Origin of the sequence: Pseudomonas sp. NFACC41-3 (assembly GCF_900109505.1) — a bacterium.
Taxonomy (GTDB): Bacteria; Pseudomonadota; Gammaproteobacteria; order Pseudomonadales; family Pseudomonadaceae; genus Aquipseudomonas; species Aquipseudomonas chlororaphis.
Genome location: NZ_FOAE01000001.1, coordinates 522821 through 547033, shown reverse-complemented (window position 1 = coordinate 547033; position 24213 = coordinate 522821). Strand labels below are relative to the sequence as shown.

The window sequence follows — 24213 nt, the reverse complement described above, 5'->3', positions numbered from 1 at the left end:
AGCCTGAGGGCTTCCCCCTTTTTTGTGGGCCGCCCTCGCCAGCCCGATGCCCACTAGACTGAATCCAGCTTGCCTTCTTCCCCATCGCTTCCCTATCGAGAATCCCCATGAGACACGACGACCTGCGAGCCGACCGCGACGAACTGGACCACTTCCCCCGCCCGCAGAAACGCGAAAGGAACCTGGTCCTGCAAATTGCCCTGGGGGTATTTCTCGGCGGCCTGGCGCTGTGGCTGGTGCAACTGGCCGCCACCTCGCTGGCCGCGAAGTTCATGCTGGGCACCTTCACTTTCGGCGGTTGAGAACGCTCAACCGGCCAGTTCAGCGCTGCGCTGGCTGGCGGCATCATCGAAGGCCACATACAGCGACTCGGCGACCTGGCTCTTGATGGCCTTGGCGCTTTCCAGCCCGAGGACAAAACCTTCGGCCTTGCCACCCGCGCGGTTCAGTTCAGCGGCCGATCCGGCCTGAGTAATGGCATCCCACAGTTTCATGGCCTGGGGACCGACACCTTTGGGCAGGCTGATCTGCTCGATGCTCATAAAACCTCCTCAGGCAGAGGCGACAGGGCAAGCAGTGTGGCGGGTAAAAACTTGAACAGGGTCATGAGCGTTACCTTTTCGGCTGGAAGCCGGGAGCGCGTGAAACCACTGCCGGGGCGCCATGGTAGACCTGTGCCGCGATTCCGGTAACCGCCAACGGGCAAATAGCCGCGGATTGGCATAATGGCCAGGGTCGACCAGGCTCACTCAAGCGAAAAAATATTTGGAGAGGCTTGACTTCTCCTTCTTAATCAGTAAGATACGCCGCATTCCGCGATAGCTCAGTTGGTAGAGCAAGTGACTGTTAATCACTGGGTCCCTGGTTCGAGTCCAGGTCGTGGAGCCATCTTCCTACACTGATTGGCCAGCAACACTTCAAGGAGCACCTTGCTCCTGCGGCGAATCAGTTCAGCGTCACCCTCCCCAAGATCGATTCAGCGCATGCCAGACCGGCATGCGGATACGCGTTTGCGCTGCGCCCGATTCCAGCCTGTCTCCGATTGCCTGGCGCCAGCGCCTGAAGTAGGCTGTGCCCCTTCTCACGCCAGCCATCACGACTCATGTTTTTCCCCGCACAGCTCCATCACAGCTTTCTCTCGATGAGCCCATCGCAGACCTTCGCGGTGTCGCAATCCGACTGCGCGATCAATCGACGCCGCCGCAGCGTGCTGTTCGCCTTCACCTTCTCCCCTCACGCCTGAACCCCACCGTTGCGCCTGAAGCCGGCGCGGACCTGATACAGCTGCCGCGCTTGTTCGCCGCGCACTGACCCATCCGCCGCTTTGCACCGCAGCCCCCCGGCCCGACCTACGCCCGCGTATGCCGAATCGCACCCCTGCCCGAGCAAAAGCGCCGCGCCACAACAAACCGTCTTTAAGCACCCGACCCATCGGGTGCAGGTGTCTTCCATGAATAAAACCCTGTTGGCCGCGCTGATCCTCGGCATCTCGATTGTCGGCCTGAGCATCGGCTCCACCGTGCCGGTCATTGCCTTGCGCCTGTACCAGGCCGGCGCCTCGAACACCCAGATCGGCATCATGTCGGCCCTTCCCGCCGCCGGCATGATGCTGTCGGCGTTCCTGGTGAACGGCCTGTGCCGGAAACTCAGCCGCCGGCAGATCTACCTGCTGTGTTTCAGCCTGTGCGCCCTCAGCATCGGCGCCCTGGAACTCCCCGGGATCAGCCTGACCGGCCTGGGGCTGGCGCGGATCGTCATGGGCTTCGGCGCAGGGCTGATCATCATCCTGGGAGAAACCTGGGTCAACGAGATGGCCACGGACGCCGTGCGCGGCCGAGTGATCGCGGTCTACACCACCTGTTTCACCGTGTTCCAGATGATCGGCCCCGGCCTGGTGGCCCTGCTCGGCACCGAGGGGCCGGCGGTGATCGCCACGGTCAGCACCGGTTACCTGCTGGCCATTGCGGTGATCTGGCTGACCCTGCCACGTCAGCGCCCCGTTGCCGGACACGCAGAAAACCAGAACTTCTCGGTGCTGGGCTTTATCCGGGTGGCGCCGGCGCTGTGCGTGGGCATCCTGTTCTTCGCCTTCTTCGATACGGTGATTCTCTCGCTGTTTCCGGTCTACGCCGCGACTCACGGCTACGCCATCAAGCTCGCGGCGCTGATGGTCAGCATCATTCTGCTGGGGGATGCGGCGTTCCAGTTTCCTCTGGGCTGGCTATCGGACAAGGCCGGGCGCGCCGCCATCTACCTGGGCTGCGGCGTGGTGTCGTTGCTGATCGGCCTGGGGCTGCCACTGCTGATGAACTACCCGGCGCTGCTCTGGCCGAGCCTGGTGATACTCGGCGCGGCGGCCGGCGGGGTGTATACCCTGGCGATCATCCTGATCGGCCAGGAGTTCAGCGGCCCTGACCTGGTCACGGCCAACGCCAGCGCGGGCTTGTTGTGGGGGATCGGCAGCCTGCTGGGCCCCTTGCTCAGCGGCGCAGCCATGAGCAGTGGCGCCCACGGCCTGCCCTTGACGCTGTCGGCGGCAGCCGCCGTGGTGGTGCTGTTCGCCTTGGCGCTGGTCCGCCAAGGGCTGCCAGACCGAGTCGCGGAGTAGCTAGCCAGCCAGGCCTGGACTGATGGCGTCCAGCCTGGCAATTCGGCCGGCCCTAGACCTTGCTGGTTTCGACCGCGCCCGAGGCATGGGACGACGCCTGATGAGCAGCCGGAGAATGCTCGCCATGAGACGTATCCACCACCGGAATCTCGTTGCCCTCGGCATCGTGCAGCTTGCCGCCGCTGAAATAATCGCCCTCACGCAGCGCTGCCAGGTCCTGGTAGCGCAGGGTGCGCTCGGACGCCACGGCAAACACCGATTGCTGGTCCGAGTTACCCAGGGTGAAGTGGTTGAAGGTGAGGTTCAGCACAATGGCCATGATCGCCGAGGAGCTGATGCCGGAATGGAAGATGGTGGCGAACCAGCTTGGGAAATGGTCGTAGAAGTTCGGCGCAGCGATGGGAATCATGCCGAAGCCGATCGAGGTGGCAACGATGATCAGGTTGACGTTGTTGCGGTAGTCGACCTTGGACAGGGTCCGGATACCGCTGGCCGCCACGGTGCCGAACAGCACGATACCGGCCCCGCCGAGCACCGAGGTCGGCACGGCGGCGATCACCCGCCCCATGAACGGCAGCAGGCCGAGGATCACCAGGAACACCCCGCCGGTGGCCACCACATAACGGCTCTTGATCCCCGTCACCGCCACCAGCCCGACGTTCTGCGCAAAGGCGCTCTGGGTGAAGGAACCGAAGATCGGCGCGATCATGCTCGACAGCATGTCGGCGCGCAGGCCGTTGCCCAGGCGCTTGGAGTCGACCTTGGTGTCAATGATCTCACCCACCGCGAGGATGTCGGCCGAGGTTTCCACCAGGGTCACCATGACCACGATGCACATCGACAGGATGGCGGCGAAATGGAAAGTCGGCATGCCGAAATGAAAGGGTGTCGGGAAGCCGAACATCGGCCCCTGGGTGACCATGGAGAAATCGGCCATGCCCAGGAACACCGCGATGATCGTGCCCACCACCATGGCCAGCAGGATCGACAGCCGGGAGATGGTCGCGCTACCGATCTTGCTCAGCAGCAACACCAAGACCAGGGTGATCGCCGCCAGGCCGATATTGGCCATGCTGCCGAAGTTTTCCGCATGGCTGTTGCCACCCATGGCCCAGCGCGCCGCCACTGGCATCAGGGTCAGGCCGATGGTGGTGATCACGATGCCCGTGACCAGCGGTGGAAAGAACTTGGTGATGCGCGAAAACACCGGAGTGATCAGCAGGCCGATCAGCGAGGCGGCGATCACCGCCCCGAGAATCGACTGGAAGCCCCCTTCGCCACCGCTGCTGACAATCGCCACCATGGTCGCCACGCCCGAGAAGGACACGCCCTGGACCAGCGGCAGCTGACAGCCGAAAAACGGCAGGCCGAGGGTTTGCAGGAGAGTCGCCAGACCGCCGGCGAACAGCGATGCCGCGATCAGCAGACCGATGTCCGCCGGCGCCAGGCCGGCGGCCTGGCCAACGATCAAAGGCACCGCAACGATACCGCCGTACATGGTCAGGACATGTTGCAGGCCGTAAGCCATATTCGCGCCAAGACCCAGGTTTTCATCTTCAGGCCGTTGCAGTGAAACAGAGGGCGTTTTCATGGTTGGGGGGTTCCCTGGTTTTTGTTATGGGGCACACTGTATTCAACAGTCGGGACAAATGTCTATAGAGTTGTATACACTTTATTCGACGCCACCCAACCTCATAAACCAGCAAAACCTGATAGTCAGCCTCCGCCTTTTTCCCGCCGACCCCCGCCCCAGACAGCCACCCTGATAGAATCCCAGCCCCCGCGGCGCCCACACAGGTGACGCCCTCCGCCCGCGCATGGAAGCGATCGAATGAATCATCTCCGAAATAGCTTCAACCTCGCCTATGGCAGCTTCCGCACGGTCGTGGCCTTGCAGGGTTTTGTCCTGGCCATGTATAGCGCCAGCTTCACCGACAGCCTGTGGCAAGGGTTCTGGGCTGGCCTGGGGACCTTTGCCCTATTCGTCGCCGGCGGCGCGATATTCGGCTTTCTGCCCATGGCGCTGGTGTTTACCCCGTTGTACGCCCTGCTCTGCGCCAAAGGCCTCGCCAATTGGCTCAGCAGCCTGCTGCTGGGGCTGTCGATCGCCGGTGTACTTTGCCTTCACCCGGCCTTGCGCCTGCTGATGCCGCTCTGGCTGCTGGACAGTGCGTTGATTGCGCTGCTGACTCACTGGACGTATCGCCGCCAGCTGAAGGATGGTTATGAGCAGACGCCTTTATGGCATTGACCCTGAGCCGCCTCTTTGACACCGAGGAGCCCTGAAGCCGAACCGATCAGGCCGGTTGCGGCAGCGCGAGCAATTCGCCAAGAACCTCTCGCAGCCGCGGATGCTGCGGCACCCGAATGGCGAACTCGTTCTGCAACAGGGCAATCAGCTCGTCGGGGTCGCTGATCTGCCTCCGCTCGCTGTCCTGGCCCAGGCGATGCACGGCGTAACTGCCGTTATTCAGGCTCCGGCGCAGGCCTTCGCCCATCAGCGCGACTTTCAACTGACCGAGAAACGGCGAGTCCTTGTGGGTCGAAACGAACCAGTTGCCCATCTCGTAATCCGCCGCTTCCTGCCGCTGCAGGTCGAACACATAAATCGCCCGCCATTCACCCGCGACCTTGGCGCGCAGGGTGTAGCTGCCGTCACGCTCGGTGATGCGATAGGGCTCGTGGGGCGTGGGCTGCTCATCCTCGGTATCGAGCAGCAGCGGCGCGGTGGGCACCATGCCGCCAAAGCCGACATCCGAGACATAGCGCACGCCATCCAGGGTCAGCAGTACCAGGCGATGAGTACGCGCCGGCCAGACATCTTCCGGCCCGCCCATCACCACTCGCCCGGTAATGCCCCGCGCCTCGTACCCCAGGTACTGCAACAGCACCTGGTACATCTGGTTGAGCTCGTAGCAGTAACCACCACGGCCCTCATGCAGGACCTTGCGTTCCACCGAAGCCAGGTCGATCGGCACCGGCACCCGCAACAGGGTCGACAGGCTTTCGAAGGCAAAGGTGCTGGTGTGGCGCAACTGCAGCTCGCGCAAGGTCGCCAGGGTCGGCGGCGGCGCGCTGTCGTAGCCGAGCCGTTGCAGGTAAAGCGCGAAGTTCATCAGGTGGGGCTGACTCATGGGGTTGTCCTTATGCATGAGGTGTCGCGTATCGGCGCTATGTATAAGCCATTAAAACCCCGAATCGACAATTGATTTGGCCAATACCCCTGCTCGAAACAGCCTACCAATGGACCCTGCCAGAGCTCCGGCGATTATCTGGAATAGCTGGACGATGCTGCGCCCTGTCTTGACCCGACGGTATGCGGGCGCGCTTCCTGGTGGCGCGCGGAAATAGCCGCAGGTCAGCGATCCGAACGGGCCAAGGGCTCGCTGACGCTCTCGATCGCCACCTGATTGCGCCCGGATTTCTTGGCCTGGTACAGCGCGGCATCGGCGTGTTCGAGGAACGCTTCGATGCTGTCGTGCCCGTTCGGCACGAAGCAGTAGCAACCCAGGCTGAGGGTGACTCGCCCAAAGGGCGAGCCGGTATGCGGGATGTTTTTCTCCATGACGCCGCAGCGAATCTGCTCGGCCATGGCCAGCGCCCCTTGCATCTCGGTATCGGGCAACAGGACCACGAACTCCTCCCCGCCATAACGCACCGCCAGGTCGGCCTTGCGCTGACAGCAATCCCTCAGCACCTGCGCCACCTCGGCCAGGCACTGATCCCCGGCGACATGGCCGTAGGTGTCGTTGTAGCGCTTGAAGAAATCGATATCGAGCATGATCAGGCTCAGCGGGCTCGCTTGCCGCCCGCCGCGCCCGAACTCGGTCTCCAGCGCCCGCTCGAGCAGCCGGCGATTGGCCAGGCCGGTCAGGCTGTCATGGGTCGCGATCACCTCCAGCGCCGCCTGCGCGGTCCGCAGGTCGGCCTCGATGCGTTCGCCGTTGCGCACCTGATGCACAAACACCCAGCCGAACAGGCCGATCCCCAGAACCACCAGGGCGACAATGGCGCTGGACTGGTAGGCGCTGGCGTACCAGTCCTTGAGGACCGCATCCTTCGAGCTGGCCGCGCCCACCACCAGTGGGTAAGCCTCCAGCTGCCGATAGCCGTAGAGTCGCATCTTCCTGTCGACCAGCGAACGAATCATCGCAGTGCCCGAAGAAGACTCAGGCAAGTACTTGCTGAAGATCTCCCCGCGCGCCAGGGATGCGCCGATCTGCCGCTCCTCCAGCGGACGCCGCGCCAGCAGGGTGCCATCGGACAGGGCGAGGAACATGCTGCCGTTGTCATCGATGTCGAAGCCTTTGAAGAACCGGTCGAAATAGGCCAGCCGGATGCCGGCCAGCAGCACGCCTTCGAAATTGCCCTGCTTGTCGTTCAGGCGCCGCGTCAGCGGAATGATCCACTCGCCGTTTTCCCGACTGCGGATCGCAGGCCCGACGTGGGCCAGCAAGGAAGCGTTCTGCTGATGAAAGCGGAAGTAGTCGCGATGGGCCACGCCTTCGCTGCGTGGCAAACGCTCGAAGGAGGTGACCACCCATTGCCCCGCCCGGTCGAACAGGAACAGGCCATGCATCTGTTTGAGCGCTTGCGCCCTCTGCGCAAAGATCTTCTGCAGGAAAGGCTTCTGCTCAGGGCCATAACCATCCTTCTGAATCCAGTCGGCCAGGCTGGCCAGCACCAGGTCGGCCTCGATGAAGGTGTCCTCGGCCTGTTGCGCCATGGCCCGGGTCAGGTTCGACGAGGCGACCTGCGCCCGCGCCATATCGTAGTGATAGGACTGCGCCAGCTGCAGATAAAGCAGGCCGCACAGGCACAGGCAAACCATCGAAATGAATACCACCGCAGCCTTGAGCAGCGGAAGCCGTTTCAAGGTTCGATCGGAGGCATGGTGAGGGTCGTGAATCGGGATAGGCAAAGCATCATCCTGGCAGGGTAAGGCATCCAATGCAGCCGGGCCGGCCAATCCTAAGAGGTAATAGCGGACAATTCAGGGTGGCGTCGTCTGAAAATGTAGAGCATTTTTCTGATGCTCATCAGGGATATATAAAAACACCCTGTCACAATACAAACATCGGCATCCAGCAGAGGGTCATGAATCGCTGGCCACCCTCCGCCAAGGTAAAGTACCTTCCGAGACTACACTTACCCTCACATCACGATAGGAAGTCGGAATGAGTAAGGTCGATGAACTCGCCGCAAGGCTGAAACAAAAACAGGACAGCTGGGCCAAGGAAGACATCTCGGCAGACAAGGCCATCGAGCTGTGGCCTGCACAGGTCTATGAGATGTACCACCAGGTCGAGACCTGGCTGACTCCACTTTCAGAGGTCGGGCTGAATATCCGGCGCGTCCCCACTCGCGTGTTCGAGAGCCACCCCTCTGGCGCCACCTTCAACTATGCCATCGATCAACTGCTGATCGAGGGCAACCACCAGAACATCCTCCTCGACCCTATCGCCCGCTTCACCACGGGTGGCGCCGGGCGTGTCGAAATCCACGGCAAAGGCCCTGAACGCTACCTGCTGCGCAACGGCAGCGAACATGGAGAGGGGCACTGGCTGATCCAGACGGTTCCCGGCTCCGGTAAATCCAGGCCGGACCCGCTCGAACTCAATGAAGACACCTTGTTGTCCGTGATCCAGGAAGGCCTGGATCTCTGAACTCCGCTCAAGCGACTGCCCCTCCGGCAGTCGCGCCGCTGAAGCCGACGGCTAGAGCCGCCGCGCCGCACAATACGCCACTATCACCTGGGACAACGCAGCCACTATGCCCTGATCGGCATCCTTGGCCGTGAACAGCCGAAACTCCGCGTCAGGCAGTACCGGCAAACCATGCTCAGCCCCCAATACCGCAAGCCCTTGCCCCAGCTGGCTGGTGGCTATCGGCGCCACCGCGAACCCGGACAGGGCCGCCGTGCGCAACGCTGCGGTGCTCGAGCAAAGCATTGCCGTGCGCTGGGCGATTCCCGCTTGCGCCAGATGCTGCAGGGCTACCGCCCGATAAGGGCATGGCTCGGGAAACAGCGCCAGCGGCAGCGGAGTCGGCAAGCGGCCGACCAGGTACGCGGAACTGGCCCATACCAACGGCTCCTGCCACAACAGCAGGCCCGGCTCACGGGTTTCACACAGCGAACCTATGACCACCTCAAGGCCGCCCTGCTGCATACGCTCGAGCAGCGTGCCGGGAATATTCACCTGTATATCGATTTCCATGCCCGGGTACTGCGCCGCGAACTCCTGCAAAAGGCGCAGCAGGCGGGGCTCGACAAAATCCTCGGACATGCCGATCCGCACCCGGCCGTGAAACGGCGAACGCGTCAGCTCGGCCCAGGCATCGCGGTTCAAGGCGAGGATGGCTCGCGCATAGGCCATCAGGCGCTCGCCATCGGCGGTCAAGTGCTGGGAACGCGTGGTACGGGTCAGCAGCGGCTTGCCGACCTGCTCTTCCAGGCGTCGCAGATGCCCGCTGACCGCCGACTGCGTCAGGTGCAACCGTTCGGCGGCACGGCTGAAGCCTTCCTCGTCCACCACTGTTACAAAGGTCTTGAGTAACAGAACATCGAACATATAAAGATACGTGATCAATCAGCCATTTATTTACAATTTATATTCCGTAAATTGCTATGTTGCAATGTCGGCATTCCTCATCCGAGATGCCGTCATGACCCGCCTGCTGCATATCCAATGCTCCCCCCGCAAAGAGCGCTCCGCCTCGCAACAAATCGCCCGAGGTTTTATCGACCGCTATCAGACCCACCATCCACACACCGAAGTCAGCACCCTGGACCTGTGGAGCCTGGACCTGCCGGAATTCGACCAGCACGCCATGGACGCCAAGTACGCCGGCCTGCAAGGCTTGGCCCTGCCCCCTGACCAGCAAGGCGCCTGGAACACCCTCGAAACCCTCGCCGCCCACCTGCACCACGCCGATCTGCTGGTACTTTCCGTCCCCCTGTGGAACTACAGCATCCCCTACAAGCTCAAGCACTTCATCGACCTGGTCACACAGAAAGACATCCTCTTCAGCTTCACCGCCGAACACGGCCTGCGCGGCCTGCTGCACAACAAAACCGCAGTCGTCGCCTACGCCCGCGGCCTCGACTTCTCGCCGCTATCCGACACGCCTGCGGAACGCTTTGACTTCCAGAAGCCCTACGTCGAGGCCTGGCTGAAGTTCGTTGGCGTCACCCAGGTCCACGCGCTGATCGTGGAAAAGACCATCCTGGGGCATGAGGTGGATCAGGTGGCGCGGCAAGAGGCCGGGAATCGGGCCAGGGAGCTGGCAGACAGCTTCAAGTGATTCAAATGCAGCGAACATTCGCCTCGCCATGCGGCTATCGAATCACACACAAAAGCGGGCGACCTTAAGATCGCCCGCTTTTTATTAGCCTGCCCTGTTCATACAACCGACCGGAATATAGGAACCGAAGACCCTTCATCTTCCTGGTACGCGCGCCCTTCCAACCCCGGAACTCCATTCCTGATAAACTTCCCCTCCTTCGCCTCACCCATCCAGATTGCCCAATGCTCTTATCTCCTGCTCCAACTGCCTCGCCAGCCCTCTCCCGCCGCTTCTCCGTGGCGCCGATGATGGATTGGACTGACCGCCACTGCCGCTTCTTCCTGCGCCTGCTGTCCAAGCGCGCCCTGCTCTACACCGAGATGGTCACCACCGGTGCGTTGCTCAATGGCGACCATGAGCGTTTTCTGCGTCACGACGAGTCCGAGCATCCCCTGGCGTTGCAGTTGGGTGGCAGTACGCCGGCGGATCTGGCGGCTTGCGCGCGGATGGCGCAGGAGCATGGTTACGACGAGGTGAACCTCAACGTCGGCTGCCCGAGCGATCGGGTGCAGAACAATATGATCGGCGCCTGCCTGATGGGGCATCCAGGCCTGGTGGCCGATTGCGTGAAGGCGATGCGCGATGTGGTGAGCATTCCGGTGACGGTCAAGCACCGGATCGGCATCAATGGCCGCGACAGTTATGAAGAACTGTGCGATTTCGTCGGCCAGGTGCGCGAAGCTGGGTGCACCAGTTTTACCGTGCATGCGCGGATCGCGATTCTCGAAGGGCTGTCGCCGAAGGAAAACCGCGATATTCCTCCTCTGCGTTATGACGTGGCGGCACGCTTGAAAGCGGATTTCCCCGAGCTGGAGATCATCCTCAACGGCGGCATCAAGACCCTGGAAGCCTGTCATGAGCATCTACAGACTTTCGACGGGGTGATGCTGGGCCGCGAGGCCTATCACAACCCTTACCTGCTGGCCGAGGTGGATCAGCAGTTGTTCGGCAGCACGGCACCGGTGATTTCCCGGGCCGAGGCGCTGGCGCAGTTGCGACCTTATATCGCCAGGCACCTGGCCACGGGCGGCGCCATGCACCACATCACTCGCCATGTATTGGGGCTGGGCACCGGTTTTCCGGGGGCGCGCAAGTTCCGCCAGTTGCTCTCGGTGGACATTCACAAGGCCAAGGATCCGCTGGCGCTGCTGGATCAGGCCGGGCAGTTGCTCGAAGGTCGCTAACGGTCGCTCGGGTTGAACCTGATGGGTGTTTTGGCATCGTAGTAAACGGATAGCGCCCCAGCATTCAAACACCTGTTTTTCAGGTTGTTGCCCTTGGGGCTCGTTTAGGCATCCGGTTACGTATTCGCGCCCTTGAGCGGCTGTCAGCGCTCGGGTAATGTCAACAGACCCACAGGACAGAGCACACCCATGACTTCCAAGCTGGAACAACTCAAGCAGTTCACCACCGTGGTTGCCGACACCGGCGACTTCGACGCTATCGCCCGGGTCAAACCGGTAGACGCCACCACCAATCCTTCCCTGTTGCTCAAGGCCGCGGCCATTCCAGGTTACGCCGAGCTGCTGAACGCCTGCGTCAGTGACGTCAAGGGCGATGTCGGCCTGGCCAGCGACCGTTTTGGCGTCGCAGTGGGCAAAGAAATCCTCAAACTGATCCCCGGCCGCATTTCCACCGAAGTGGATGCCCGCCTGTCGTTCGACACCGATGCCATGCTCAAGCGCGCCCATCGCCTGATCGAGCTGTACGACAAGGCCGGCATCGGCCGTGACCGTGTACTGATCAAGATCGCCTCCACCTGGGAAGGTATCCGCGCCGCCGAGCAGCTGGAACGCGAAGGCATCCAGACCAACCTCACCCTGCTGTTCTCCTTCGCCCAGGCGATCGCCTGCGCCGAGGCTGGAGTGTTCCTGATCTCGCCGTTCGTGGGCCGCATCTACGACTGGTACAAGAAGGCCAGCGGCAACGACTACACCGGCGCCGACGATCCGGGCGTGCAGTCGGTGACCCGCATCTACAACTACTACAAGGCCAATGACTACAAGACCGTGGTCATGGGTGCCAGCTTCCGCAACCTGAACCAGATCGAGCAACTGGCCGGCTGCGACCGCCTGACCATCAGCCCGGACCTGATCGAGAAACTGGCCGCCGATACTGGCAAGCTGGAGCGCAAACTGGCACCAGGCCACGCTGGCGAAGCTCGCCAGAGCCTGAACGAAGCGCAGTTCCGCTGGGCCTCCAACGAAGACGCCATGGCCACCGAAAAACTGGCCGAAGGCATCCGTCAGTTCGCCCGCGACCAGGAAAAACTCGAGGCACTGCTGGCCGCCAAGCTCTGATCGAGCGAGCGCCAACGCAAAAAGGGCGGACCCTCACGGGTTCGCCCTTTTTTATGTGCTGCCGCTTTATGGGATCAGTTGCGTTCCAGGGCATTCACCAGATCGTGGAAAGCCTCGCGGTTGGAGTCGTTCAGGCCCATGAGGATCTTGTGCGCCTCCAGCACCTTGAGCCGCACCACCTCTTCCGACTGGTCCTGGGATGGCAAGTCGGTCAGGCATTCCGGGCATGGGATCGGACGATCAACGATGTTGAACACCTGATCGAAGCCCATGGACTGCAGTAGTCGGGTGATGTCTTCGTGGGTGGTGACGACGGTCGGCAACAGGCCGACCTTCTGCCGCGACAGGATCGACAGCTTGGCCAGCAGGCCCAGGGTGGTGCTGTCGATGCTGCGGGTTTCGGTCAGGTCGATCACGATCGCCGAGAAGTTCAGCGCCGTGAAGATCCGCTCAATAGTCGCATCCAGCGCCGAACACAGGGTCAGGCGCACTTCACCGATAAACTTCAGGACAAAGGTGCCGTCCTGCTCGGCGAACTGGATTCTACCGGTACTCATTAAAGATTCCTGCTCAACACCAACAGGGCGATATCATCCGGCATCTCCCCTAGCGTGGCCAATCCAAAAACCTGCCGCAGACCATCCAGGCTGCCGCCGGCCGTTCTCACCCGATCAGGTAAGGCGGCCTCTTTCTCTTTGAGTGTGGGTTCCGGCAAAAGGTCCAGAATGCCATCAGACATCAGCGTCAAGCTGAAGCTCGGCGGCAGTTCCAGAATGTGGTCTTCATAGGTGGCTTCATTGAACAAGCCTACCGGCAGCCCCCGCCCTTCCAGGTAACGCACACTGTCTGGCGTGTACAACACAGGCAATGGCAGGTGTCCGCCAATGCTATAGGTCAACAAGCCCGTCTCCTCGTCGATGACGCCACCGACCATTGTCACGTGTTTGCCCAGCTTACAGCTGATCAGGCCACGGTTGATATGGCCCAGGACTTCCGACGGCTTGAATTCCGGCAAAGTGCCGTTGCGCTTGGACTCGAACAGCAAGCGCGTGGTCATGAACTTGAGCAGCACCGTGACAAAGGCCGAAGACGCGCCATGCCCGGAAACATCCGCCAGGTAAAAGGCTACGCGGCGCTCGTCGACACGAAAGTAGTCGACGAAATCGCCGGACAGGTACAACGACGGAATGATCTGGTGCGCGAACTTGAACTCATCGATGGTCCATGGGCTCACCGGCAGCATGTTCATCTGCACCTGGCGCCCGGCGTTCTGATCTTCCTGCAGCAGGCTCAGGCTGGCTTCGAGCTCGCGGTTGGCGGCTTCCAGCTTCTCCCGGTAGCGCTGGTTTTCCAGCAGCAGGCGCGCGCGATCCAGGGCCCGGCGCACCGAGTGCTCCAGCACCGCGAGGTCTTCCAGCGGCTTGATCAGGTAGTCCGCCGCGCCCAGGCGCAGGGCCTCGACGGCATCGTTCATCACACCGGCACCGGAAACCACGATGACCGGGGTTTGCGGTTCGATGTCGGTTACCTGACGGATAAGTTCGAGGCCGCCCATCTGTGGCATGCGCAGATCGCAGATCACCAAGTCGGGCTTTTCCTGCTCGAACACCTGAAGTCCCTGCTGACCGTTACTGGCCTGCAGGACGCTGAAGCCACTGTCTTCCAAATAGGCCGCGAGGCTCGCGCGCACTACTTCGTCGTCATCGATTATCAGCAGCGTGGCACTGGTTTTTGGCATGTGGGCAAACGGCGCCAGAATTAGGTTGGCGTAGGTGGCTGGGCACGAGGCCTGGACACACACTACTGGATTCGCTTTCTAGCCACTCTGGAAATGGAGTCAGGGCCCATAGCCCTGCACGCTCGACCATCAGAGGTGCCCTTCTAAGGCGCAGACGGTACTCCCATCCGCGGGGCGTTTCAAGCTCATGCCGATGGTCGCTGGACGTCTTTACACCTCAAATCACCGGGAGTTATAAGAACAGGCAAATCCGCAACTTAAACGCAGGTTGGAGCCTATGAGCCCAAACGATCGTGACTACAGTGAAAAGCGCGATTACATCCGCATGCGAGTGGATGCAGAGGTCACGCTGATTCACCAGGGCCAGGTGATTGCGGCCGTCTGCATCGACCTTTCCAGCAGTGGCATGCAGGTTCAGGCTCCGCGCTCATTTAAGGTCGGCGATCAGCTCAGCGTGCGTATCGATTCCGAGCACGCCGCCCTCAGGGGACTGGAAGCGGACACCGAAGTGGTCTGGGTCACCGAGCTGGAAGGCAACGGCCAGAAACTTGGCCTTACAATCCTGAAGATGGACTGATTCTAAGATCAACAAAAAAGGCGGCCCCAAGGGCCGCCTTTTTCATGGACAGGTCGATTAAAAATCGTCTTCGACCTTGCCGTCCTTGACCTTGAATTCGCGGTTCTGCAGGTACGCATTGCGAATGAAGGTGTACTTGTCGCCACTGATCAGCTTCTCGCTCGACAGCAGGCTCGCGCGGGTGTCGACAAGGTCCAGGGCAAACGCGCTGTTGCGCACTGGCACGTCATTCACATAACGGTAAGGTTCGGTGAAGCTGTCCACATACTTGGCCGGCGCATCGCGCAGGGTGCTCGGCCCGAAGAATGGCAGCATCACATAAGGACCGCTGCCGACGCCCCAGTAACCGAGGGTCTGGCCGAAGTCTTCATCGTTACGCTGCAAACCCATCTTGGTGCTCACATCGAAGAAACCCGCCACACCGATGGTGGTGTTCATCAACAGCCGCGCGGTGTCGACGGCAGCGGCATGGGGCTTGGCTTGCAGGATATCGTTGGCCAGGTTGCCGACATCACCGATGTTACGGAAGAAGTTGTGAATGCCGTCTTCGAGAAACTGCGGCGTTACTGCCTGATAACCTTGCGCCAGAGGTTTCAGCGCATAGGTGTCGATGGTGTCGTTGAACGTGAAGATCGGACGGTTGATGCTTTCCCACGGATCGTCTTCCGCAGCGTGGGCCAAAACCGGCACCAACAGCATGCCGGCACACATAAGCTGAGCGAGACGATTGCTCCAGCGCATAGCAGAAACTCCTTGGATTGTACTGTCGCGGGCGCTATGCCCTGGCGGTAAGCGCGCTAGTATAAGTCGGATATATCCATTTATGCAGCACTGGTGCAGTGCTTCGCCCTCTCCCCTCGTTTGCATGGCCTGTTCACAGGGATGTCATCCAACGGTCATCTGTCGTCGATACTCTTGCAAGGTATTTCAGGGACGTCACGATGCCTCACGCCGAAGCCTTGCCTGTATCCGCCCCCACCTTGACCGCCGTGCTCTTTGGGCTCAGCGGTTGCCTGGTGGATTTCGGCGCGCGGATGCGCCTGCACAGCGCCGACCACCCGGTCCTGGAACAGGCCCACGCCACTCACGGCGCCCTGGACATTCTGCACAGCCTGCAACATCAAGGCGTACCTTGCGCCTGGCTTGACGAGTTGCCCGCCACCCTCAGCCAGCACCTGGCAAGCTCACTACCCGACTGGCTCACCCCTTGCCCCAACACAGGCTCCCGCTGGCCAGCTCCCGACGCTTGCTGGCAGGCGCTGATGGCCCTGAATGTCAGCCGGCTGGACGGCTGCGTGCTGGTCAGCGGCGAACCGCGCCTGCTGCAATCGGGCCTCAACGCCGGCCTGTGGACCATCGGCCTGGCGTCCTGCGGTTCGCTCTGCGGCATGAGCCCGACGCAATGGCAGGCACTGAGCCAACAGGAGCGCGAGCTCAAGCGTGGCAAGGCCACCCTGCATCTATTCAGCCTCGGCGTGCACTCGGTGATCGACCATCTGGGCGAGCTGCCAACCTGCCTGGCCGACATCGGCCAGCGTCGCCAGAAAGGTGAAAAACCCTGACTTGATCAAGATCATGCACATTGCCCGCGAGTGGATTACGCTAAGGCTCAGACATGGACCTTTAGCGAATCGGCGCGGTCCATGGCTGAGCCTATCAATGAAGGGAGAACGCCATGCCTGCCCGCGAACTGCAAGAACAGCTCAATACCCTGCGCGAGCAATTGGAGCAGAACCCACCGCTTTCGGAAGCAGAACGCGCCAATCTGCAGGAATTGATGCAACAGATCGAGCTCGAGCTCAAACTGGAAAACGCCACCCAGGACACCAGCCTGGCCGACGGGGTCAACCTCGCCGTCGAACGCTTCGAGCTTGAGCACCCCGCCATTGCCGGCACCTTGCGCAACATCGTGCAAACTCTCGGCAACATGGGGATTTAACCCCTTACAGACAAAAAAAGCCCCGCTACCAGAGCGGGGCTTTTCATTACTGGCGAACCAGGCGGAAGTTGGCGAAACTCGCGGTTTCGGTGCTGCGATACGGGTTGATGTCCAGGCCACCACGACGCACATAACGCGCATACACCGTCAGCTTCTCCGGCTGCAGCAAGCGCTGCAGGTCGAGGAAGATCCGCTCCACGCATTGCTCATGGAAGTCCGAGTGCTGGCGGAAGCTCACCAGGTAGGCCAGCAGGCTGGCGTGGTCCAGCGCCGGACCACGGTACTCCACCACCACGCTGCCCCAGTCCGGCTGGCTGGTGACCGGGCAATTGGATTTGAGCAGGTGGCTGTGCACGCTCTCCTCGACGATCCGCGACCTGTCGCACTGCAGCAGCTCCGGACGCGGGTGTTCATAGCTGCTGACGCTGATATCCAGCTCATCGATGCAGGTGCCCGGCAAGGCCACCACACCTTCCGCCTCCACTTCGCCCAGGCTGCGGATGCGCACGCCCACCGGCTTGCCGGCCGCCGCAGAGAGGTCGGCACGCAAGGTTTCTTCCAGGCTCTGGCGATCCGCGAATGGAGTCTGGTTCAGCGAGTTGAGGTACAGCTTGAACGACTTCGACTCGATGATGTTCGGTGAGTCCGCCGGAATGCTGAACTCGGCGATGGCTACCACCGGCTTGCCGGAGGGCAACAGCCAGGACAGCTCGAAGCAGTTCCAGAAGTCCACGCCTTTATAAGGCAGGGTGTCGGCGCTCAGGCCCAACTCGGCCCATTTTGCCGCCCGCGGGATCGGGAACAGCAAGGATGGCGTGTAGGTGGAGACGTATTCACTGGACTTGCCCAGCGGCGAATGTTCGGCTGCGGGATGCATGGCGGAAACCTGACTGAAGAATCAGGCGATTCTATCAGTCTTTGCCTCCGCCTTTGAGCCCCAGGCGCTTACTGGCTGACCGTCAGCTTGCCGACCATGCCTGCCTGATAGTGCCCCGGGATATTGCAGGCGAACTCCAGGCTGCCGGCCTTGCTGAAGGTCCAGGTCAGCTCAGCGGTCTTGCCTGGCTCCACCAGCACGCTGTTCGGGTCGTCGTGCTTCATGCCGGGCATCGCGCCATGGCCCATGGCGGCGTGATCCATGGCCCCGGCGGGCATGCTCTTCATCGCGGTGGGCGTGAGCATGCCGCTCTGCTGCATCTTCAACATTTCCTGCTGGTGCTCGGCATGCATGGTCGCGGTGCCGAGATTGAGCTCATGCAGCAACTGGCCCTTGTTGATCAAGACGAAACGCACGGTCTCGCCAGCCTTGATGTCCAGGCTCTTGGGGGTGTAGGACATGTCGTTCATGACCAGTTCCACCGTACGTGTCGCCTTGGCCGCCGGGGCCGCCTGACCGAAATCGTAGGTCTGCGCCGGCGACGCCCAGGCCGGCACATTCAACGCCAGCAGGCACGCGGCCACCGCCAATGAACGAGGTAAAGCACCCTTGGGCAAAAACATAATCGCACTCCAACAAGATGAGGTTCAGCTTGTGTGAAACTCTAAGGCCGCACCGCTGCCAGCCAGCTGACTGCTAGATTACAACTTTGTCAGCTTGTGCCCTGCGGCCGTCACCCAGGGTATAAAGCCCGCGTTCCATTTGCCATGAGCCGCCCCATGAAACTGCTGATCGTCGAAGACCAACCGAAAACCGGCCACTACCTGCGCCAGGGCTTGAGCGAGGCAGGCTTCAACGCCGAGCTGGTGGCCGATGGCACCACGGGGCAACACCTGGCGTTGACCGGCGACTATTCCCTGTTGATTCTCGACGTGATGCTGCCGGGCCGCGATGGCTGGCAGATCCTGCAAGCCGTGCGCAGCGCCGGGCTGGAGATCCCGGTGCTGTTCCTGACCGCGCGAGATGCGGTGGAAGACCGGGTTCACGGCCTGGAACTGGGCGCCGACGATTACCTGGTCAAACCTTTCGCCTTCTCCGAACTGCTGGCCCGGGTCCGCAGCCTGCTGCGCCGCGGTAGCTCTACCCCCCAGGAAACCACCCTGCAACTGGCGGACCTGCGCCTGGACCTGATTCGCCGACGGGTCGAACGCAGCGGCCAGCGCATCGACCTCACCGCCAAGGAATTCTCGTTGCTGGAAATGCTCCTGCGGCGCCAGGGCGAAGTGCTGCCCAAGACGCTGATCGCCTCCCAGGTCTGGGACATGAACTTCGACAGCGACACCAACGTCATCGAGGTGGCGATCCGCCGCTTGCGCCTGAAGATCGATGACGATTACCCGAACAAACTGATCCACACCGTGCGCGGCATGGGCTACGTGCTCGAAGAGCGCCAGGCCTGATGCGCCGCTTGTCCCTGAGCGGCCGCCTGGCCTTGTTGTTCGCCGGCTGCACCGCGGTGGTTTCGTTGCTCGCCGGGGTGCTGTTCAGCCGCGCCAGCGAGGCGCACTTCATCGAGCTCGACCAGCAACTGCTGGAAGGCAAGCTGATCGCCATGCGCAGTGCGCTGCAGGGCGCCGACACCCCGCAACGCTTTGCCGAACGCAAGGCACAGCTGCAGGATGAACTCAGCCATCAACCGGACCTGACGCTGCGGGTCACAGGGGCGGATAGCGCCGTCTGGTTCGACAGCGCCAAGGTTCTGCCGGCCACTTCGGCCCAGCCGAGCGGACTGCACAGCCTGCAACATGACGGCACCGCCTACCGTGTCTACAGTGCGGCCCTGGAGCCAGGCCAGGCCGGCTCGCCAGAGCTGACCCTGATGCTCGACATCACCCACCACCAGCATTTTCTGCAGCGTATGCAGCACCTGATCTGGCTGACCGTCGGCCTCTCGGCCCTGGCCACCGCGCTGCTCGGGGCCTGGGCCGCGCGCAGCGGCTTGCGTCCGCTGCGGCGGATGAGCGAAGTCGCCGCGGGCGTGTCCGCCAGCTCCCTGACCCAGCGCCTGCCAGAGCAGCAGATGCCCGGTGAACTCGCCGAACTGGCCCATGCCTTCAATGCCATGCTCGGACGCCTGGACGACTCCTTCCAGCGCCTCTCCGCGTTCTCGGCGGACATCGCCCATGAGCTGCGCACCCCGCTATCGAACCTGCTGACCCACACCCAGGTCACCCTCACCCGCCCACGGGCGCTGGAAGACTATCGCGAAGCCCTGCACAGCAACCTCGAAGAGCTGCAATGGATGGCCCAACTGGTCAACGACATGCTCTACCTGGCCAAGGCCGACCACGGCCTGCTGACGCCGAAATGCGAAGCCCTGGAGCTGGGTGAGGAAACCGACATGCTGCTGGAGTTCTATACGCCGCTGGCCGAAGACGCCGGTATCGCCCTGGGGCGCGAAGGCAGCGCGAAGATCCAGGGCGACCGCAGCATGTTGCGCCGCGCCCTTTCCAACCTGCTGGACAACGCCCTGCGCTTCACCCCGGCTGGCGGCGAAGTGCGGGTGCGGCTTGGCGAGACGGCCAAGGGGTCATACCTGCGGGTGGAAAACACCGGCGAAGGCATTGCGCCTGAACGCTTGCCACGGCTGTTCGACCGCTTCTACCGCGCCGACCCGGCGCGCCATGAAGGCAGCAGTGAACATGCAGGCTTGGGGCTGGCCATCACCCAATCGATCATCCGTGCCCATGGCGGGCAGATTCATTGCGAATCGACGCAGGGCCGGACGAGCTTCGTGATTGAGTTGCCGAGGCAGGAATAGCGCAGGGTTGGCGAGCAAGCTCTCTCGTAGGAGCAAGCTTGCTCGCGATAGCGAGATTACGAGTAACGCAATGCAGTCGCCGGCTCGACCTTCGCCGCACGCCACGCTGGATACAGGGTCGCCAGGAAGCTCAGGACGAAACCCGCGGTACAGATCAGGGCCACGTCGCCGCCCTGCAGCTCGGAAGGCAGGTTGCTGACGAAGTACACGTCGGAACTGAAGATGTGCTGGCCGCTGACCCGCTCCAGCCAACCCACCAGCGCGCTGACGTTCAACGCCGCGATCACCCCCAGCACGCCACCGATCAAGGTGCCGACGATACCGATCACCGTGCCCTGGACCATGAAGATCGCCATGATCTGCCGTGGCGTGGCGCCGATAGTGCGCAGGATCGCGATGTCCGCACCCTTGTCGTTCACCACCATGATCAGCGTGGCGATGATGTTGAACGCGGCCACGGCCACGATCATCAGCAGCAACAGGCCGATCATGGTTTTTTCCATCTTCATCGCGCTGAACAGGCTGCCCTGGGTGTGGGTCCAGTCGTCGGCCTTGAAGCCAGCACCCAGGCTGGCTGCGATATCGCTGGAAACCTTGGGCGCGGCGTACAGGTCCTTGACCGCCAGGCGCACGCTCTGCACCTGGTTTGGCTGCCAGTGCTGCATCTCGGCGGCATCGGCCACATGGATCAGGCCCATGGAGCCATCGAGCTCGGCCCCGACCTTGAACACCCCGACCACATTCAAACGCTGCATGCGCGGGGTGATGCCGCCCGGCGCGGAGCTGATTTCCGGCACGATCAGGGTCAGCTTGTCGCCGACATTCAGGCGGAAGCGCCGTGCCGTGATCTCACCGATCACCACCCCGAACTCGCCCGGTTTCAAGGCATCCAGGCGGCCCTGGACGATGTGCTGGGCAACGATGGAGACCTTGCCTTCCTGGGCCGGGTCGATGCCGCTGATCTGGATCGGCTGCATCGAGCCCTTGTAGGAGAGCATGCCTTCCATCTCGGTGAACGGCACCGCGGCCGTCACCTCGGGATTTTTCATCGCCGCGGCGGCCACCGGCTGCCAGTCGTCGATCGGCTTGACGCCGACGATGGTGGCGTGAGGCACCATGCCGAGGATGCGCGAGCTCATTTCGCGCTGGAAACCGTTCATCACCGACAGCACCACGATCATCGCCAGCACGCCCAGGGCGAGACCGATCATCGAGGTCATGGAGATGAAGGAAACAAAGCGATTGCGGCGCTTGGCGCGGGTATAGCGCGTGCCGATAAAGATCGATAACGGTCTGAACATTCGCTGGGGCACCGTATGGAAATTAAAGACCCGGCGCCTGTTTCAGGCCCCGGGTTGCGACCAATCAGATGGGCGTCAGGAAACCTTCCTGCAGGTGCAGGACGCGGTCCATCTGGCGAGCCAGGTTCATGTCGTGGGTCACCACCAGGAACGCGGTACGCATCGAGGTGCTGAGTTCCAGCATCAAGTCCTGGATGCCCTGCGCGGTGTGGGAGTCGAGGTTGCCGGTCGGCTCGTCGAGCATCACCAGCCCTGGCTTGTTGACCAGGGCACGGGCGATGGCCACGCGCTGGCGTTCGCCACCGGACAGTTCGGCCGGCTTATGCTCCAGGCGATGGGCCAGCCCGACCCGCTCCAGCAAGGCGGTGGCCCGCTGACGGGCTTCCGGGATCGCGGTCTTGCCGATCAGCAGCGGCATGCAGACGTTTTCCAGGGCGGTGAATTCCGGCAGCAAGTGGTGGAACTGGTAGACGAAGCCGAGGGAGCGGTTACGCAGCAGGCCGCGGCCCTTTTCGCTCAGCGCCGAAAGCTCTTCGCCGTCGAGCCAGACACTGCCCTTGGTCGGCGTGTCGAGGCCGCCCAGCAGGTTGAGCAAGGTACTCTTGCCTGAACCTGAGGTACCGACGATCGCCACGCGCTCGCCCGGGTGCAACTCCAGTTGCAGGCCGGACAACACCACCACCGATTCCGGACCTTCCTCGTAGGACTTGCCCAGGTCGCGGCAGCTCAGAATTGCTTTTTCACTCATGCCCAACTCACTCATAACGTAGCGCCTCCGCCGGCTGGGTGCGCGCGGCACGCCAGGCTGGATACAGGGTGGCGAGGAAACTCAGGACCAGTGCCGCGCCGCAGACCATCAACACATCCTCGGCCATCAGTTGCGATGGCAGGTAGTCGATGAAGTACACGTCGGCATTGAGGAATTTGTGCCCGATCAGGCCTTCGAGGGCGGAGATCGCCGCGCTCACGTTCAACGCCGCGAACATCCCGACCACGGCGCCGATCAAGGTACCGATTACGCCGATCACCGTGCCCTGGACCATGAAGGTCGCCATGATGCTGGCCGGCGTCGCGCCCAGGGTACGCAGGATCGCGATATCGCCCTTCTTGTCGTTCACCACCATCACCAGGGTGGAAATGATGTTGAAGGCGGCCACAGCGACGATCAGCAGCAACAGCAGGCCGATCATGGCTTTTTCCATGCGGATGGCCTGGTACAGGTTGCCGTGGGTACGGGTCCAGTCACGGGCGTAGTACTGGTTCTCGCCCAGCTGCTCGGCGATTTCCCAGGCGGTGCGTGGCGCCTGGAACAGGTCGTCGAACTTCAGGCGCAGGCCCTGCACCTGGTCCGGCTTCCAGCGATGCAGGCGGCCCAGGTCGTCGAGGTTGGTCAGGCCCAGATAGCCGTCCAGCTCGCCGGCGCCGACATGGAAGATGCCGACCACGGTAAAGCGCTTCATGCGCGGGAACATCCCGGCCGGGGTCACCGTGACCTCGGGGGCGACGAAGGTCAGCTTGTCGCCCAGGCCAACCCCCAGCTTGGTCGCCGCCTTGTCGCCGATCACGATGCCGAAGCTGCCGGGGGCCAGGTCGTCCAGCTTGCCCTGCTTCATGAAGTTATCGATGATCGAAACCTGGCGCTCCTTGGCCGGATCGATGGCGTTGAGCAGGACTTTCTGCACCTGGCCGTTATTGGTCAGCAACCCCTGCATCTGGGTGAACGGCGCAACCGCCAGCACCTTGGGGTTCTGCTTGACCTTGTCGGCCAGGCCTTGCCAGTCGCTGATCGGCTCACCGGATTCGATGGTCGCGTGGGGCACCATGCCCAGCACGCGGGTGCGCATCTCATGGTCGAAGCCGTTCATCACCGACAGCACGACGATCATCACGACCACGCCCAGGGCGAGTCCGATCATCGAGGTCAGGGAAATGAATGACACGAAATGATTGCGGCGCTTTGCACGGGTATAACGCGTGCCAATAAATACGAAGAGAGGTCTGAACATGTCGGGGCTTGTTCGGAGGAAAAGAAGACGTCCTTGTGGCGGGTCCTGGTAAGCAGCTTTACACTCAGACCACCGCCGCTACCATGGGTTCGCCATGTCGACATTAGATGAAGAAGATCGCCGCGAATACTACCGTATCGAGGACACGATCGCACTGGAAATTAGCCCCTTGTCCGCCCACGAAGCGGCGAGCAAGGAAGTGTTGCAGGATGCGTCGCCGCTGTTCAACCTGCTCAGCGAGCTGCATCTGAGCGAATTCGAATCGCAGCACCTGCTGCGCCAGGTCAGCGAGCGCGACCGGACCCTGGCCAACTACCTCAAGTCCATGAACAAGCGCATCGACCTGCTCAGCCAGGTGGTGGCGCAGACTGTACTCGGCAAGTTCGGTGAGCCGCAGCGGGTGATTCTCTCCGAGGGCGGCATCGAGTTCGAACATCACCTGTCCTACCCGGCCGGCACCCACCTGGCGGTCAAGCTGCTGCTGATGCCCCAGGCCTTGGGCCTGTTACTGCGGGCCAAGGTCACCCATTGCGAAACCCGCAGTTTCGGCACGTTCGAAATCGGTACCGAGTTCGAATCATTGACCGACGCCCAACGCCAGTTGCTGGCGCGCTATATCCTGCAGAAGCAAGCCCAGGAACGTCGCCAGGCCCGAGAACAGAACGACCCGGCAGCCGATTGACCTGCGGCCCCACCGCG

At 62.0% G+C, this 24213-nt stretch carries 26 protein-coding genes and 1 tRNA gene; 14 read left to right on the top strand and 13 right to left on the bottom strand.

Going from position 1 to position 24213, the window contains the following annotated elements; translation table 11 throughout:
- Positions 1 to 107 precede the first annotated feature (107 nt).
- Positions 108 to 302: a hypothetical protein gene (locus BMY68_RS02485; protein WP_007923732.1), complete on the top strand. Its 195-nt coding sequence runs from the start codon at positions 108 to 110 to the stop codon at positions 300 to 302.
- Between the two features lie 6 nt (positions 303 to 308).
- On the opposite strand, the gene BMY68_RS02480 is transcribed toward BMY68_RS02485, so the two are convergent.
- On the bottom strand, positions 309 to 542 hold the full coding sequence (locus BMY68_RS02480; RefSeq protein ID WP_007923734.1) for a hypothetical protein: 234 nt from the start codon (positions 540 to 542) through the stop codon (positions 309 to 311).
- A gap of 270 nt (positions 543 to 812) precedes the next feature.
- On the opposite strand from BMY68_RS02480, the gene BMY68_RS02475 reads away from it, so the two are divergent.
- Positions 813 to 888: transfer RNA gene (locus tag BMY68_RS02475), tRNA-Asn, on the top strand.
- 553 nt (positions 889 to 1441) lie between these two features.
- The gene (locus BMY68_RS02470; RefSeq protein ID WP_345788660.1) at positions 1442 to 2608 is read left to right on the top strand and encodes an MFS transporter; all 1167 of its coding nucleotides are present in this window, start codon (positions 1442 to 1444) and stop codon (positions 2606 to 2608) included.
- A gap of 52 nt (positions 2609 to 2660) precedes the next feature.
- Here BMY68_RS02470 and BMY68_RS02465 read toward each other — a convergent pair whose 3' ends face one another.
- On the bottom strand, positions 2661 to 4199 hold the full coding sequence (locus BMY68_RS02465; RefSeq protein WP_085530317.1) for a nucleobase:cation symporter-2 family protein: 1539 nt from the start codon (positions 4197 to 4199) through the stop codon (positions 2661 to 2663).
- A gap of 240 nt (positions 4200 to 4439) precedes the next feature.
- Between BMY68_RS02465 and BMY68_RS02460 the strand changes: the two genes are divergently transcribed.
- On the top strand, positions 4440 to 4859 hold the full coding sequence (locus tag BMY68_RS02460) for a hypothetical protein (RefSeq protein ID WP_085530316.1): 420 nt from the start codon (positions 4440 to 4442) through the stop codon (positions 4857 to 4859).
- 46 nt (positions 4860 to 4905) lie between these two features.
- On the opposite strand, the gene BMY68_RS02455 is transcribed toward BMY68_RS02460, so the two are convergent.
- Positions 4906 to 5742 (bottom strand): arylamine N-acetyltransferase family protein, encoded by an 837-nt coding sequence (locus BMY68_RS02455; RefSeq protein ID WP_085530315.1) that lies wholly within the window; start codon positions 5740 to 5742, stop codon positions 4906 to 4908.
- A gap of 224 nt (positions 5743 to 5966) precedes the next feature.
- Positions 5967 to 7529 carry a sensor domain-containing diguanylate cyclase gene (locus BMY68_RS02450; RefSeq protein WP_085530314.1) on the bottom strand — a complete coding sequence of 521 codons (1563 nt, stop codon included), beginning with the start codon at positions 7527 to 7529 and terminating at the stop codon, positions 5967 to 5969.
- A gap of 256 nt (positions 7530 to 7785) precedes the next feature.
- Here BMY68_RS02450 and BMY68_RS02445 point away from each other — a divergent pair, with 256 nt between their 5' ends.
- Positions 7786 to 8274, top strand: coding sequence for a hypothetical protein (locus BMY68_RS02445; RefSeq protein WP_085530313.1), 489 nt, complete (start codon positions 7786 to 7788; stop codon positions 8272 to 8274).
- A 51-nt stretch (positions 8275 to 8325) separates the two neighbouring features.
- On the opposite strand, the gene BMY68_RS02440 is transcribed toward BMY68_RS02445, so the two are convergent.
- Positions 8326 to 9180, bottom strand: a complete 855-nt coding sequence (locus BMY68_RS02440; RefSeq protein ID WP_085530312.1) for a LysR family transcriptional regulator — start codon at positions 9178 to 9180, stop codon at positions 8326 to 8328.
- A gap of 94 nt (positions 9181 to 9274) precedes the next feature.
- Between BMY68_RS02440 and BMY68_RS02435 the strand changes: the two genes are divergently transcribed.
- The 3 genes from BMY68_RS02435 to tal all read left to right on the top strand — a co-directional run bounded on the left by BMY68_RS02435 (position 9275) and on the right by tal (position 12255).
- Positions 9275 to 9913 (top strand): FMN-dependent NADH-azoreductase, encoded by a 639-nt coding sequence (locus tag BMY68_RS02435; protein WP_085530311.1) that lies wholly within the window; start codon positions 9275 to 9277, stop codon positions 9911 to 9913.
- A 224-nt stretch (positions 9914 to 10137) separates the two neighbouring features.
- Complete coding sequence (gene dusA / locus BMY68_RS02430; protein WP_085530310.1) at positions 10138 to 11139, top strand: tRNA dihydrouridine(20/20a) synthase DusA; 1002 nt, start codon at positions 10138 to 10140, stop codon at positions 11137 to 11139.
- A 189-nt stretch (positions 11140 to 11328) separates the two neighbouring features.
- Positions 11329 to 12255 (top strand): transaldolase, encoded by a 927-nt coding sequence (gene tal, locus BMY68_RS02425; protein WP_009043002.1) that lies wholly within the window; start codon positions 11329 to 11331, stop codon positions 12253 to 12255.
- A gap of 74 nt (positions 12256 to 12329) precedes the next feature.
- On the opposite strand, the gene rssC is transcribed toward tal, so the two are convergent.
- Together rssC and rssB are read right to left on the bottom strand one after the other, a co-directional pair.
- Positions 12330 to 12812 carry an anti-sigma factor antagonist RssC gene (rssC, locus tag BMY68_RS02420; protein ID WP_007926970.1) on the bottom strand — a complete coding sequence of 161 codons (483 nt, stop codon included), beginning with the start codon at positions 12810 to 12812 and terminating at the stop codon, positions 12330 to 12332.
- The gene (gene rssB, locus BMY68_RS02415; protein ID WP_062823089.1) at positions 12812 to 13993 is read right to left on the bottom strand and encodes a two-component system response regulator RssB; all 1182 of its coding nucleotides are present in this window, start codon (positions 13991 to 13993) and stop codon (positions 12812 to 12814) included. Before rssB ends, rssC begins: the two co-directional genes overlap by 1 nt.
- Positions 13994 to 14270: 277 nt before the next feature.
- Here rssB and BMY68_RS02410 point away from each other — a divergent pair, with 277 nt between their 5' ends.
- Positions 14271 to 14570, top strand: a complete 300-nt coding sequence (locus BMY68_RS02410) for a PilZ domain-containing protein (RefSeq protein WP_085530309.1) — start codon at positions 14271 to 14273, stop codon at positions 14568 to 14570.
- Positions 14571 to 14627: 57 nt separating this feature from the next.
- Here BMY68_RS02410 and BMY68_RS02405 read toward each other — a convergent pair whose 3' ends face one another.
- The gene (locus BMY68_RS02405) at positions 14628 to 15311 is read right to left on the bottom strand and encodes an MlaA family lipoprotein (RefSeq protein ID WP_062823091.1); all 684 of its coding nucleotides are present in this window, start codon (positions 15309 to 15311) and stop codon (positions 14628 to 14630) included.
- A 200-nt stretch (positions 15312 to 15511) separates the two neighbouring features.
- Between BMY68_RS02405 and BMY68_RS02400 the strand changes: the two genes are divergently transcribed.
- Together BMY68_RS02400 and BMY68_RS02395 are read left to right on the top strand one after the other, a co-directional pair.
- Entirely contained in the window at positions 15512 to 16132 is a 621-nt protein-coding gene (locus tag BMY68_RS02400; RefSeq protein ID WP_085530308.1) for an HAD superfamily inactivated hydrolase PcrP, read from the top strand.
- Positions 16133 to 16245: 113 nt separating this feature from the next.
- A complete protein-coding gene (locus tag BMY68_RS02395; protein ID WP_007926964.1) occupies positions 16246 to 16509 on the top strand; it encodes a DUF4404 family protein in 264 nt (87 codons plus the stop codon).
- A gap of 46 nt (positions 16510 to 16555) precedes the next feature.
- On the opposite strand, the gene queF is transcribed toward BMY68_RS02395, so the two are convergent.
- Together queF and BMY68_RS02385 are read right to left on the bottom strand one after the other, a co-directional pair.
- Positions 16556 to 17386 carry an NADPH-dependent 7-cyano-7-deazaguanine reductase QueF gene (gene queF, locus BMY68_RS02390; RefSeq protein ID WP_053278166.1) on the bottom strand — a complete coding sequence of 277 codons (831 nt, stop codon included), beginning with the start codon at positions 17384 to 17386 and terminating at the stop codon, positions 16556 to 16558.
- A 68-nt stretch (positions 17387 to 17454) separates the two neighbouring features.
- Positions 17455 to 18009 carry a copper-resistant cuproprotein CopI gene (locus tag BMY68_RS02385; protein ID WP_085530307.1) on the bottom strand — a complete coding sequence of 185 codons (555 nt, stop codon included), beginning with the start codon at positions 18007 to 18009 and terminating at the stop codon, positions 17455 to 17457.
- Positions 18010 to 18165: 156 nt separating this feature from the next.
- Here BMY68_RS02385 and BMY68_RS02380 point away from each other — a divergent pair, with 156 nt between their 5' ends.
- Complete coding sequence (locus tag BMY68_RS02380) at positions 18166 to 18846, top strand: heavy metal response regulator transcription factor (protein ID WP_085530306.1); 681 nt, start codon at positions 18166 to 18168, stop codon at positions 18844 to 18846.
- Positions 18846 to 20207, top strand: coding sequence for a heavy metal sensor histidine kinase (locus BMY68_RS02375; protein ID WP_085530305.1), 1362 nt, complete (start codon positions 18846 to 18848; stop codon positions 20205 to 20207). The genes BMY68_RS02380 and BMY68_RS02375 overlap by 1 nt, the downstream gene beginning before the upstream one ends.
- A gap of 56 nt (positions 20208 to 20263) precedes the next feature.
- Here the strand turns inward: BMY68_RS02375 and BMY68_RS02370 are convergent, their stop codons facing one another.
- The 3 genes from BMY68_RS02370 to BMY68_RS02360 all read right to left on the bottom strand — a co-directional run bounded on the left by BMY68_RS02370 (position 20264) and on the right by BMY68_RS02360 (position 23514).
- The gene (locus BMY68_RS02370; RefSeq protein ID WP_009047979.1) at positions 20264 to 21508 is read right to left on the bottom strand and encodes a lipoprotein-releasing ABC transporter permease subunit; all 1245 of its coding nucleotides are present in this window, start codon (positions 21506 to 21508) and stop codon (positions 20264 to 20266) included.
- Positions 21509 to 21572: 64 nt separating this feature from the next.
- The gene (gene lolD, locus BMY68_RS02365) at positions 21573 to 22256 is read right to left on the bottom strand and encodes a lipoprotein-releasing ABC transporter ATP-binding protein LolD (RefSeq protein ID WP_164485326.1); all 684 of its coding nucleotides are present in this window, start codon (positions 22254 to 22256) and stop codon (positions 21573 to 21575) included.
- Between the two features lie 7 nt (positions 22257 to 22263).
- A complete protein-coding gene (locus BMY68_RS02360; RefSeq protein WP_007926943.1) occupies positions 22264 to 23514 on the bottom strand; it encodes a lipoprotein-releasing ABC transporter permease subunit in 1251 nt (416 codons plus the stop codon).
- A 94-nt stretch (positions 23515 to 23608) separates the two neighbouring features.
- On the opposite strand from BMY68_RS02360, the gene BMY68_RS02355 reads away from it, so the two are divergent.
- Positions 23609 to 24196: a PilZ domain-containing protein gene (locus tag BMY68_RS02355; protein ID WP_007926941.1), complete on the top strand. Its 588-nt coding sequence runs from the start codon at positions 23609 to 23611 to the stop codon at positions 24194 to 24196.
- Positions 24197 to 24213 lie beyond the last annotated feature (17 nt).

Coding starts and splice junctions, on each gene's coding strand:
- BMY68_RS02485 (WP_007923732.1), top strand. CDS start 108: ATGAGACACGACGACCTGCGAGCCGACCGCGACGAACTGGACCACTTC.
- BMY68_RS02480 (WP_007923734.1), bottom strand. CDS start 542: ATGAGCATCGAGCAGATCAGCCTGCCCAAAGGTGTCGGTCCCCAGGCC.
- BMY68_RS02465 (WP_085530317.1), bottom strand. CDS start 4,199: ATGAAAACGCCCTCTGTTTCACTGCAACGGCCTGAAGATGAAAACCTG.
- BMY68_RS02460 (WP_085530316.1), top strand. CDS start 4,440: ATGAATCATCTCCGAAATAGCTTCAACCTCGCCTATGGCAGCTTCCGC.
- BMY68_RS02455 (WP_085530315.1), bottom strand. CDS start 5,742: ATGAGTCAGCCCCACCTGATGAACTTCGCGCTTTACCTGCAACGGCTC.
- BMY68_RS02445 (WP_085530313.1), top strand. CDS start 7,786: ATGAGTAAGGTCGATGAACTCGCCGCAAGGCTGAAACAAAAACAGGAC.
- BMY68_RS02440 (WP_085530312.1), bottom strand. CDS start 9,180: ATGTTCGATGTTCTGTTACTCAAGACCTTTGTAACAGTGGTGGACGAG.
- BMY68_RS02435 (WP_085530311.1), top strand. CDS start 9,275: ATGACCCGCCTGCTGCATATCCAATGCTCCCCCCGCAAAGAGCGCTCC.
- dusA (WP_085530310.1), top strand. CDS start 10,138: ATGCTCTTATCTCCTGCTCCAACTGCCTCGCCAGCCCTCTCCCGCCGC.
- tal (WP_009043002.1), top strand. CDS start 11,329: ATGACTTCCAAGCTGGAACAACTCAAGCAGTTCACCACCGTGGTTGCC.
- rssC (WP_007926970.1), bottom strand. CDS start 12,812: ATGAGTACCGGTAGAATCCAGTTCGCCGAGCAGGACGGCACCTTTGTC.
- rssB (WP_062823089.1), bottom strand. CDS start 13,993: ATGCCAAAAACCAGTGCCACGCTGCTGATAATCGATGACGACGAAGTA.
- BMY68_RS02410 (WP_085530309.1), top strand. CDS start 14,271: ATGAGCCCAAACGATCGTGACTACAGTGAAAAGCGCGATTACATCCGC.
- BMY68_RS02405 (WP_062823091.1), bottom strand. CDS start 15,311: ATGCGCTGGAGCAATCGTCTCGCTCAGCTTATGTGTGCCGGCATGCTG.
- BMY68_RS02400 (WP_085530308.1), top strand. CDS start 15,512: ATGCCTCACGCCGAAGCCTTGCCTGTATCCGCCCCCACCTTGACCGCC.
- BMY68_RS02395 (WP_007926964.1), top strand. CDS start 16,246: ATGCCTGCCCGCGAACTGCAAGAACAGCTCAATACCCTGCGCGAGCAA.
- queF (WP_053278166.1), bottom strand. CDS start 17,386: ATGCATCCCGCAGCCGAACATTCGCCGCTGGGCAAGTCCAGTGAATAC.
- BMY68_RS02385 (WP_085530307.1), bottom strand. CDS start 18,009: ATGTTTTTGCCCAAGGGTGCTTTACCTCGTTCATTGGCGGTGGCCGCG.
- BMY68_RS02380 (WP_085530306.1), top strand. CDS start 18,166: ATGAAACTGCTGATCGTCGAAGACCAACCGAAAACCGGCCACTACCTG.
- BMY68_RS02375 (WP_085530305.1), top strand. CDS start 18,846: ATGCGCCGCTTGTCCCTGAGCGGCCGCCTGGCCTTGTTGTTCGCCGGC.
- BMY68_RS02370 (WP_009047979.1), bottom strand. CDS start 21,508: ATGTTCAGACCGTTATCGATCTTTATCGGCACGCGCTATACCCGCGCC.
- lolD (WP_164485326.1), bottom strand. CDS start 22,256: ATGAGTGAAAAAGCAATTCTGAGCTGCCGCGACCTGGGCAAGTCCTAC.
- BMY68_RS02360 (WP_007926943.1), bottom strand. CDS start 23,514: ATGTTCAGACCTCTCTTCGTATTTATTGGCACGCGTTATACCCGTGCA.
- BMY68_RS02355 (WP_007926941.1), top strand. CDS start 23,609: ATGTCGACATTAGATGAAGAAGATCGCCGCGAATACTACCGTATCGAG.